The 11,006-nt window shown below is 47.7% G+C and carries 9 protein-coding genes; all 9 read left to right on the forward strand.

Annotation, left to right across the window (positions count from 1 at the left end; all coding sequences use genetic code 11):
- Positions 1 to 328 precede the first annotated feature (328 nt).
- The 9 genes from QVD32_RS11760 (at position 329) to trxA (ending at position 10,865) form a co-directional block, all read left to right on the forward strand.
- On the forward strand, positions 329 to 3,118 hold the full coding sequence (locus tag QVD32_RS11760; protein ID WP_118687357.1) for a TonB-dependent receptor: 2,790 nt from the start codon (positions 329 to 331) through the stop codon (positions 3,116 to 3,118).
- 82 nt (positions 3,119 to 3,200) lie between these two features.
- The gene (locus QVD32_RS11765; protein WP_021891633.1) at positions 3,201 to 4,403 is read left to right on the forward strand and encodes a DUF4876 domain-containing protein; all 1,203 of its coding nucleotides are present in this window, start codon (positions 3,201 to 3,203) and stop codon (positions 4,401 to 4,403) included.
- A 21-nt stretch (positions 4,404 to 4,424) separates the two neighbouring features.
- On the forward strand, positions 4,425 to 5,951 hold the full coding sequence (locus tag QVD32_RS11770) for a DUF6850 family outer membrane beta-barrel protein (protein ID WP_021891632.1): 1,527 nt from the start codon (positions 4,425 to 4,427) through the stop codon (positions 5,949 to 5,951).
- A 31-nt stretch (positions 5,952 to 5,982) separates the two neighbouring features.
- A complete protein-coding gene (locus tag QVD32_RS11775; protein WP_008861273.1) occupies positions 5,983 to 6,867 on the forward strand; it encodes an ABC transporter ATP-binding protein in 885 nt (294 codons plus the stop codon).
- A gap of 19 nt (positions 6,868 to 6,886) precedes the next feature.
- Positions 6,887 to 7,558, forward strand: a complete 672-nt coding sequence (locus QVD32_RS11780; RefSeq protein ID WP_021891631.1) for a hypothetical protein — start codon at positions 6,887 to 6,889, stop codon at positions 7,556 to 7,558.
- A 21-nt stretch (positions 7,559 to 7,579) separates the two neighbouring features.
- Positions 7,580 to 8,803: a DUF4857 domain-containing protein gene (locus QVD32_RS11785; protein WP_021891630.1), complete on the forward strand. Its 1,224-nt coding sequence runs from the start codon at positions 7,580 to 7,582 to the stop codon at positions 8,801 to 8,803.
- Positions 8,804 to 8,888: 85 nt separating this feature from the next.
- Entirely contained in the window at positions 8,889 to 9,464 is a 576-nt protein-coding gene (locus QVD32_RS11790; RefSeq protein WP_021891629.1) for a hypothetical protein, read from the forward strand.
- A 16-nt stretch (positions 9,465 to 9,480) separates the two neighbouring features.
- Positions 9,481 to 10,059, forward strand: a complete 579-nt coding sequence (locus QVD32_RS11795) for a PepSY-associated TM helix domain-containing protein (protein WP_008861277.1) — start codon at positions 9,481 to 9,483, stop codon at positions 10,057 to 10,059.
- A gap of 329 nt (positions 10,060 to 10,388) precedes the next feature.
- Positions 10,389 to 10,865, forward strand: coding sequence for a thioredoxin (trxA, locus tag QVD32_RS11800; protein ID WP_008861278.1), 477 nt, complete (start codon positions 10,389 to 10,391; stop codon positions 10,863 to 10,865).
- Positions 10,866 to 11,006: the final 141 nt, after the last annotated feature.

The raw sequence follows: 11,006 nt of genomic DNA on the forward strand, positions 1-11,006 counted from the left end.
CTGAGGGATATCCCTCAGTACAAAAGACGGTAGACCATACATTTTGTTTACCTCTATCGAGTTTTACCAAACAGCCATAGAAAAATTTTGATTTGTCAGATAGATATTATTTAGAATTGATATAAATAAATTTTACTATTTATTTCCATTCCAAACTAACATATTTCCACAATATAACAAATAATAAAAACTTTTTGAAATAATAAAAACACATGTCGCATAAAATAATTTTTATTTTTGTTTAAAATCATATCAATCATTCAATTTAAAATAATTAGTTTTGCACCTAGAAAACAGAATAAAGGACGTTCGACAGGTTACACATTCGGTGAAAACGAGAATAAAGCTCATAGGATTTATCTTACTACTTGGCTTGAATTTTCAAGGCATGGGACAGCATCGTTCTCATGGAGAACCTCTACGGAAGGGACGCATCAGTCTGAAATTGACCGTACGCGATTCCCACAATCGTAACGCCGTAGAGTATGCCACTCTTTTATTGAAAAAGGGTAAAAATCGGCAATTCTCAGGTATCACCGACGAAAAAGGTTCTCACACCTTCTTATCCATTCCGAAAGGAGACTATGAGCTGACCGTCACTTCCTTAGGTTACAAATCCCGGACAATCGACCTGCATGCCCGCAGAGATACGACTTTGACGATCTTACTCTTGTCGAACGATATCGCCATGCAAGACGTGGTGGTGACCGCCTACGAATCGAGAGGAGCAACCAGTGCATCGCGTATCGACCGAAAAGCGATGGAGCATCTGCAACCGTCGAGCTTTACCGACTTGGTAGAACTGTTGCCGGGAAACGTCTCGAAGGATCCCTCTATGGGCTCGGCCAACCTGATAAAACTACGCGAAGCCGGTGGGACAGGGCCGAGCGACTACGACGTGACCTCGTTCGGGACTTTGTTCGTTATCGACGGTGTCCCCCTCAACAACGATGCCAATATGCAGTATATCTCCAACAGTTGGGAAACGGGACGTAATACGACCGGCAAAGGGATAGACATGCGTTCCATCTCCACCGACGACATCGCCAAAGTAGAAATCGTGAGGGGAATCCCTTCGGTAGAATACGGCGACCTCACCAGCGGACTGGTCAACATAGAACGGAAAAAGGGAGGGAACGATCTCGAAGCCCGTTTCAAAGCCGACATGCAAAGCCAACTGTTTTATGTGGGGAAAGGGATAGAACTGACGGATAAACAAATTACGCTCAATACGGGTATCGACTACCTCGATTCGAAAATAGACCCTCGCAACAACCGAGAAAACTTCAAACGGGTGACCGGCTCGATACGGGCCGAAAAACGATGGACGAACGATCATTGGCGATGGACTTTCAACTCCAATCTGAATTACCGGGGGACTTTCGAAAATGACAAAAACGATCCCGACCTCACTCCGTCGGGGGCAATAGACTCTTACGAATCGTCGAACAACGCCCTCTCCCTCGCCGGCACTCTATCGCTCAACAACCGCAAAAAGGGATTTTTCCGATCGCTTTCCTTGACGGCATCGGCCAACGGTTCGTGGGACAATATCCACCAAGAAAAAACCGTCGTGCCCAGCAAATTGTCGGTCGTGCCTACGGCCACGCAACCGGGCGTACACGACGCCGAGATTCTGCCTTCGACCTATCTCGCATCGCTCGACGTGAACGGCAACCCGTTCAACGCATTCGTCAAAGCGATCGCCACATTCAACTACAACTACCGCAACTGGTTCAATATCATCAAGGTCGGAGGAGACTGGCGCATGAATAAAAACTACGGCGAAGGACAACTCTACGACATGAGGCGTCCCATCAGCATCGATATTACCACCCGTCCCCGACCGTTCAACGACATACCGGCCGAGCACAATCTCGCCTTTTTCATCGAGGAAGCCTCGAAGTTGCGATTGGGAAAACACCGCATCGACATTACCGCCGGCCTACGCAGCGCATCGCTGTTAAATCTCGATAACCGTTACGTCCTCGATGGAAAAATCTATCTCGACCCTCGTGTAAACGCAAAATGGGCATTGCCGCGTATCGGCGAGAGAAAGCCGTTGAGCATAGAACTATCGGGCGGAGTAGGCTGGCACACCAAAATGCCCGACATTTCGAAACTTTATCCCGACCTTTTTTACTACGACCTTATACAGCTCAATTTCTTTTCGAACGAAAATCCGGCCGTAAACCGCATGAACGTCCGCACATTTGTCGACGACCTGACCAACTACAACCTGAAAGCCGCCCGAAACATGAAATGGGAAGTGCGCGCCGATTTTTCGATAGACGACCACCGGTTATCGGTAACCTACTTTCGGGAAAAAATGACTTCGGGATTCCGGCAGGGAAAATCCTACACCCGGTATATTTATAACCGATACAGTACCGAGGGGCTGGACCCATCGACGATGACAGGGCCGCCCGACCTCGCCGACCTGACGTTTACCCCCGACACGATACTGAAAGTACAAAGCGTCCACACCAACGGAAGCCGAATTTTGAAAGAAGGCGTGGAATTTCAATACTCCTCGAAACGATTTCCGATAATCCGCACGAGACTGACGGTAAACGGAGCGTGGTTCCGCACGACCTATAACAACAGCCAGCCGGTATACAAACGCCCCTCTGTCGTTATCGACGGTCGACAAATCAGATACATAGGACTTTACAACGAGGACGACGGTTATATTCGAGAAAGTTTCAATACCAACTTTACTTTCGACACCGATATACCGCGGCTCAAACTGGGATTCTCCACATCTATTCAGTGCATGTGGTTCACATCGAGCCAAAGCATGTGGGAAAGCGGGGTTCCCATCGCCTACGTCAATATGGAGGGCGAACTCCTTCCCTACACTGATGCCGAACGGAACGACATGATATTGCAACACTTGGTGGAACCGCACTATGAAAACAACTTCAAAAAACGTACGATTCCCATCGATGCCAATATAAATATCAAGGTCACGAAGAAAATATGCCGGGATAAAATCGCACTGGCCTTATACGTCAATCGGTTGGTAAGCTATCACCCCGATTACACGTTGTTCGGGAACACAATCCGCCGTACTTCCAATCCCTACTTCGGCATGGAAATCAATTTCAGATTATAGAACCAATTAAAAATCAAGGCATTAAAAAGAGAACAGATTTACAAACGAATTTAATATACAATAAACATTCAATAAAACCATTATGAAACTGAAAAGATTTTTTTCATTCCTGTTGTTCGCCGCTGTAATCACGGTGTTCACCGCTTGCGACGAAGACGAAGACACTTCCGTTCCCGTCGACGTAACCCTCAACTTTACGGCTCCGTCGGACACGATCACCTCGTTCACATGGGCCGAAGGCAAGGCCACTTTCACAGACCTCAACCGTGGGAAAGAATACGAGCTCGACCTGTCCCAAAGTTCCGTCATCACACTTTCTTCGGGACTTTATAACATCACGGTCGAAGGAGCCATCGCCAGCGCTTCGGGCGAAATCCTTTGCAATGTACGCAGCACGAAAGACAACGTACAAATCTCTGCCCCATCGACTTCGATCGCTTTGGATCTATCGATCTACACTCCAAGCAACTCCCTTATTCTCAAAGAGATTTATGTAACGGGAACAGCCAATGACAAAGGGACTTCCAGTCTCTATGACAAATACTTCGTCATCTACAACAACAGCAGCGAAACCGTCTATGCCGACGGAGTGGCCTTGCTCGAAAGCACTTTCGGGACGACTGAGAAATACCAATACAACGACAACCCGCAACCGATGACGACCACGTTTACCGCAGCCGCCATCTATGTCATTCCGGGTAACGGTACGGAACACCCTCTCGCTCCGGGTGAACAACTCGTTCTCGCAGATCAAGGCTACGATTTCACACAGACCAAAGCCGATGCCATCGATTTGTCGATCGCCGATTTCGAATGGTATGACGAAACCGAAAAAGGCATGGACCCGGATATAGCCGAAGTTCCCAATCTCGACAAATGGTATAGCTACTCGGCTACCATCTGGATACCTAACAACCAAGCGAACCGCGCTTACGCCATCGCCCGCATGGGAGTGTCGAAAGACGAATTCCTCGCCAACTATTACAAAGAATATCATTATACGGCCACGAACGGTAAAGAGATGACCAAAAAGGGTTATGACGTACCGGTAGCATGGGTTCTCGATGCCGTCAATCTGGGAAATACCGGCTTCGAAAGAATCGCTACCCCCGCAGTGCTCGACCGCAGTTATGCTACTACCGGAATCGCCGGGACAGACAAAACCCGTTTCGGACGGTCGTTTATCCGCAAAGTAGCTTCTTCCACAGGCAGCTATACGGTTTACCAAGATACCGACGACTCGGCCAACGATTTCACCTTTACGACTCCATCGTTGAAGAAATAATCTTAACAGACATCGGTCGTCATGAAAATACGTTTCTGTTCTTTTCTAACCATAGCACTCTTTCTGCTCCCTGCTTTGCAGGGGGCGGAAAGAGACTCTTTGTCTTTGCTTCGCACGATTGCCGAGTATGAAGCCTTGCCTGCGAAATGGATAGAAACGGTTTATACCAACCCGGCCACCCAATATTACCAGCATTGTACTTCTCTGACTCGTATCTCCTTAAACGGGGTTTACGGAAAAGAAGACGAAGCTGCCCTCTTGCAAGCCGGTGACGGTTATCTGAAAGGAGCAGCCGACGTATCGTCGTGGATAAAGCTGAGCGATCGCACCCGCTTGTGGGGTAACGCCCGCTACACAACCGGAAAAGAAACCGGTGTCGTATGGAACGAAACAGCAGACTTCGAACTGCTCTACCCCTACGTCATGGCCGATTCCATCGGGGGAGACCTTTCCCTGCAAGAATATGCCTTCACGGGAGGATATTCGGGTCGAGCCGGAAAATTCACATGGGGTATCGAAGGGAGCTACCGTGCCGCACTGGAATATCGAAACCGGGATCCTCGTCCGAAGAACATCGTCTCGGACCTCGATTTTGCCGGCGGAGGTTCCGTGCGATTGGATAAATATGTCGTGGGAATATCGGTCATGGCACAAATATACAGCCAAGACAACACGCTCGACTTTTATGCCCCGCTGGGTAGCGCCTATATCTATACGATGACCGGGCTGGGAACGACCTCGGTACGATTCGGGAAAGGCGACGTCACCGATACGAACTACAAGGGCTACGGTTACGGAGCCGGCATTCAACTGCTTCCCGCACAAGGAAGGAAGGGCATATACGCCGCAGCGAACTACCGCAAATATAGCGTGACCCAACATCTCGACGGGTACAACAACCTGCCTTTAACCGTACTCGACCGCACTCTGCTCGATATGACCGCCGGATATTCGACAAAGCAGGACATGCACACAGTCGGGATTCAAGTAAAAGGAGCACTCTATAACCGTAAAGGGACAGAGAACACCTTCGGCAGTGCCGCCGGCAATAATTACGACCAAATAGGCAGCACGACCCCGTACACCTCCGACCAAATGAAAATACAAGGTGAATTGCTGTACGGCATAGAGGCCGGAAAAAGTTTTAAAGGGTACATTCGCCCCTATTACCTGTGGTTTCACACCGATATTCGTCAAAAAGAGAAAAAGCATAGGCTAAAAACCAACAGCAGCGAATATGGACTGAAAATAGATGCAAGCGGCATATTCGAAAAATCTCTACTATCTTTATCGGGAAACATAGGAATTCGAACCGGCGGCAACGGGAAATTGTCCATACCGAACGTACAGAAAGACTGCGTGCGTGAAATGCTGGAACATAATTTCACCATGTTGAAGACCCGACGAACAAACTACGGAATAGAATTGAAATGGAGCCGAATATTCTCGGGCTGGGCTTTATCGATCGCTGCCGACTGGCAGCAGAGCCATTACGAAAAGCACGGCTCGGCCAACTATGCCGGAGTAAATATAGGATTTAATTTCTGACCGAAAAGAACAAACACATATAGCTTTTTATATGGAAACAATTATCAAATGCTCGAACCTCACCCATTACTACGGGTCGAGAAAAATATACGAAGACCTCAACTTCGAAGTCCCCAAAGGGAGGATTTTGGGGTTGCTGGGGAAAAACGGCACAGGGAAAACGACCACGATCAATATTTTAATGGGTTACTTGAAACCCCGCTCGGGCGAATGCCGTATCTTCGGAGAAGACATACAGCGAATGCAGCCGGTGACCCGCGAGCGTATCGCCCTGCTCATCGAGAACCATGTGCAATACACGTTCATGAATATCGAACAGATAGAGCGATTTTACTCGGCTTTTTATCCGAAATGGAACAAAGAAGCCTATTATGAACTCATGCGCAAACTGAAAGTCGCGCCGAAACAAAAAATCTCCCGCATGTCGTGCGGACAAAGATCGCAGGTGGCTTTGGGTCTCATTCTCGCCCAAAACGCCGATTTGCTGGTACTCGACGATTTCTCGATAGGACTCGACCCCGGCTACCGCCGACTCTTCACAGAATATCTGCGCGAATACGCCAAAGCCGAAGAAAAGACCATCTTCCTTACCTCGCACATCATACAGGACATGGAACGGCTGGTCGACGACTGTATCATCATGGATTACGGCCGCATATTGATTCAGAAGCCTGTAAAGGAATTGCTCGACACCTTCACACGCTATACCTTCAAAACATCGTCGCCCGACAAGCTCCCCCACGACCCGTCGTTATACAGCACGGCGGCCATACGGGATTCTGCCGAGACCTACTCGTTCGAAAACGAAGAACGTATCAAACAGATATTGCAAGAGCAATCGATACCCTATACCGATTTCAAATCCGAGAAAATGAATCTGGAAGACGTTTTCATCGGATTGACCGGAAAATACTAATCCTTTTATCATCGGAATTATGAATAAAGCTATATTTTTCAAAGAGTGGATCAAAACCCGGGGACTGTTTTTCATCGCCCTGCTGGTATCGCTTTGTTTCGCCGGATACGTCATGATGCGCATCAACCGGGTCATCACTTTCAAGGGGGCCGACCACCTGTGGGCCATCTTGTTGAGCCGGGATACCGTGTTTATCGAGTTGTTACAATACCTGCCGCTCATCATAGGCGCACTGTTCGCCTCGTTGCAGTTCATTCCCGAAATGACGCAGAAACGGCTGAAACTGACTTTACACCTTCCTTATCCTCAGCAACGCATGATTTTATTGATGTTGCTGGCGGGAGTCGCGCAAATCAGCATCGTCTTTCTGTTGCAAGCCGCTTCCTTGTGGATTTACCTGCAACAACATATCGCCTGCGAAATGGTCGCACGCATATTGCTGACAGCGGCTCCGTGGTATATCTGCGGTTATACCGCCTACCTGATGACAGCGTGGATATGCCTCGAACCAACGTGGAAACTGCGCATCGTCAATCTGCTGATCGCCGCAGGTATCGTGCGAATCTTTTTCCTGCTCGACAAACCGGAAGCCTATAATTCGTTTCTGCCGACGCTTATTATTTTCACCATTCCGTGCGCATCGCTTTCTATCCGGTCGGTTGTCCGATTCAAAGAAGGTTGCCAAGACTAATTTCAAAAACGGTATACTACAATGAAAAAATTCAGCAAAATATTTTTCTACCTGACGGCTGTCGTCCTATTGTCGTGGTTATTGCCGTGGCTTTTGCAATTCGCAGCCTCCAAACCGGGAAACGATCCTTTCACGTTGTACAGTTGCGTAACCAAACGGTTCGCGTACATACAATCGAGCAAGGATAACGGGGTAAAACGCTACGACGCGAACGGAACGGAATATACAGTAGCACAATTCGACTCCATATTGCCTACCTTTTATTACAGACAGCTGTTCTCGAAAGACCGGCTGCCCGACACAATCAACGGGAAAGAGGTGACCCCGAAAATCATCGCTCACGGGAATTTCACATTCAAGCAGTCGGCCCGAGACGTGAATGTGACAAAGCCCGCATTGAACATGATTATGGAATCGATGCCGGACCGGATCGACCTCGAAAACCCCATCGAAGCTTTCCGCACGACCGATCGCATTACTTTCATCGATATGCGGGACAACACGGTCAACAAAAAAAAATCGGCTTTGTTCGACAAAGTCATGAAACAAAAAGGGTTTGAATTTCCCATGCGAACCTTGTCGGGAAACCCGACGAACCGGAAAGAGTATGACGAGGGGTATCTGATGGTAGACAACAACCACCGGGTATTCCATGTGAAACAAACCAAAGGACTGCCCTACGTGCGTGAAACGGGTGTGGCTCCCGAATTGGGTATCGAGCATGTAGCCATCACCGAATTCAGCAACCGCAAAACACTGGGATTGTTAACGGACAAAGATAACAACCTATATGTATTGAATCGGGATTACACGTTGCACAAATTGCCGATAGACAAATACGACCCCAAGACCAACACCCTGACCATCATGGGCGATATCTTCTACTGGACCCTAAAAATAAGCGACGAAAGAGGCGTGACCACATACGCCGTCGACGCTGACAGTTATGCTTTCGCCGACAGCCTGCGCTATGACTACCCGGAGACCGCTCTCGACAAATGGTCGAAATATATTTTCCCGTTTGAACTGTCGTTCACATCTTACGACGACCAATGGGTAAAACCGCGTGTGAGCATGGGATCGTGCTGGGTACTGATTTTGAACTTCGTTTTGGCCGCTTTGCTTTATTTTACAGCATGTAAAGGTAGCACATGTAGCCGCCGTCAAAAATTCATAACGACCGTAGCGACCATGATATTGGGCATATATCTGTTTATTCCGCTACTGGTTTGCAAACGGGCATAACCCGACGATTCGTTTATAAAATATTTGCTATCTTTGTCATACCAAAAATAAAGAAAAGATTTACAAACATTTAAACTACAACAATATGAAAAAATCCATTTTTATCCTTGCAGCCGTCGCCTTGCTTGCTATGGTGAGCTGCAACAACAAAGCTAAGGAGAATCAGAATCAAGAAAGCGCCGCAACAGTGGCTCTGAGCGTAGACGACATTTTAGCCGAAGGGGACAGCCTCGTAGGAAAAACCGTTACCGTAGAGGGTGTGTGCACCCATATCTGTAAACACGGCGGCAAGAAACTCTTCATGATGGGAACCGACGACACCAAAATGTTGCGTGCAGAGGCTTGCGAACTGGGCAGCTTCCCCGCTGAGGTTGTGAACAGTCTCGTATCGGTGACGGGAACTCTCGAAGAAGACCGTATCGATGAAGCTACCATACAGAGAATGGAAGAACAGTACAAAAATCAAAGCGGAGAGAAACACGGTGACGGAGAAGCCGGATGCGAAAGTGAAAAGAAAGCTGCCGGACAAGCCGACATCAATACATTCGAAGGTCGCATACAGAACTTCCGAGAACGCCTTGCCAAAGCCAAAGAAGCCGGTAAAGACTATTTCGTGATGTCGTATCACATCAATACGACCAGCTACGAAATTAAAAATTAACTCATAGAAACCGAACATGTCGAAAGAAAAACGTATATCGGGGAAATTCAGAAAATGGTGTCACATTCTGCATAGGGATCTTTCGTTCTTTTTTGCAGGGGTCATTCTCATTTATGCTTTCTCTGGCATCATGCTGAACCACAAACGCGACTTTAACTCCGATTACAGTATCACACAGAAAGAATACCGAATCGCAGGGAATTTTCCGAAAGCGAAAGCAGACTTTTCCAAAGCGTACGTGCTCGATTTGCTCGATGACTTGGGTGAGCGGAATAACTATACCCAACATTATTTCCCGAAAGAGAACACCATGAAGGTGTTTATCAAAGGCGGCTCGTCGCTGACGGTGAACACCGAGACGGGGGAGGCTTATTACGAGTCGGTGAAAAAACGCCCTATATTGAGCAGTCTCAACCGATTGCACTACAACCCGAACCGGAACTGGACGATCTTCTCGGACATTTTTGCCGTGTCGCTCATCGTCATCACCCTCACGGGGCTTGTCATGCTTAAAGGGCGTAAAGGCTTCTGGGGACGGGGCGGTATAGAATTTGCCGCAGGCATACTCATTCCTCTGGCGTTCATTTTACTGTAAGACCGTTCGATTGCCATACGAAGATTCCGTGAAGGGATGCCGCCTTTCACGGAATTTTTGTATGATAAGAATTTCTAATAATCTGAAAAAAGCACCCCGAGAAACAGATTCATGCTGTAAAGCGAGTATCTTTGTAGCCTATCGTGGAATAGACTGTATCTATTTCTGCTTCCTCGCCCACAGGCCGGCCCTTTCCTATGATGAAGTATACAGCCTGTGATGTCGCAAGGTGTGGCAAGAGGGAAAAAAGAATCGGCGATATTCGCTCTCTTGTCAGTATGATGCAGCCACGATTTTCATTTATTTCCAATTTATAAAACCATAAAGATATGAGAATAAAACATGTAATAGGAATAGCCTTCACCTGCATGGTGTTCATCTTTTCGTGCCAAGCCCAAAGCTCCACCGAGAGTCATGCAGGAAAAAACAAGCAAGAACAGAAAATCAAGCCCCGCCACTTGACCAAAGCGGAATTCCTCTCGAAAGTGGCGAACTATGAGAAAACGCCCGACAAGTGGGAGTACTTGGGCTCGAAGCCTTGCATTATCGATTTTTACGCTACATGGTGCGGTCCTTGCCGAAAGTTGGCTCCGATATTGGAGGAGATTGCCGGAGAATATGCCGGGAAAATCGATGTCTATAAAATAGATGTGGATAAAGAACCTGAGCTTGCCGCTGCCTTCGGTGTACAGAGTATCCCTACATTACTATTTTGTCCGATGAAGAATCAACCGCAAATCGCCGCCGGATTCATGGATAAAGCTACCTTACAGAAGGCTATCAAAGAGGTACTGCTCGTAAAATAACAACACGCCGAAAGTTATCGATATTCAACTCACCGGCTCTACGTGACATCACACTCTACGTTTTGTCTTAGTGGAGAGTTCCTCTGCTAGGGATATTTCTTTAACCCCTCCGTCACTTCGTGACACCTCCCCTATATTTTG

Origin of the sequence: Barnesiella sp. (genome assembly GCF_022723415.1) — a bacterium.
Lineage (GTDB): Bacteria > Bacteroidota > Bacteroidia > Bacteroidales > Barnesiellaceae > Barnesiella > Barnesiella intestinihominis.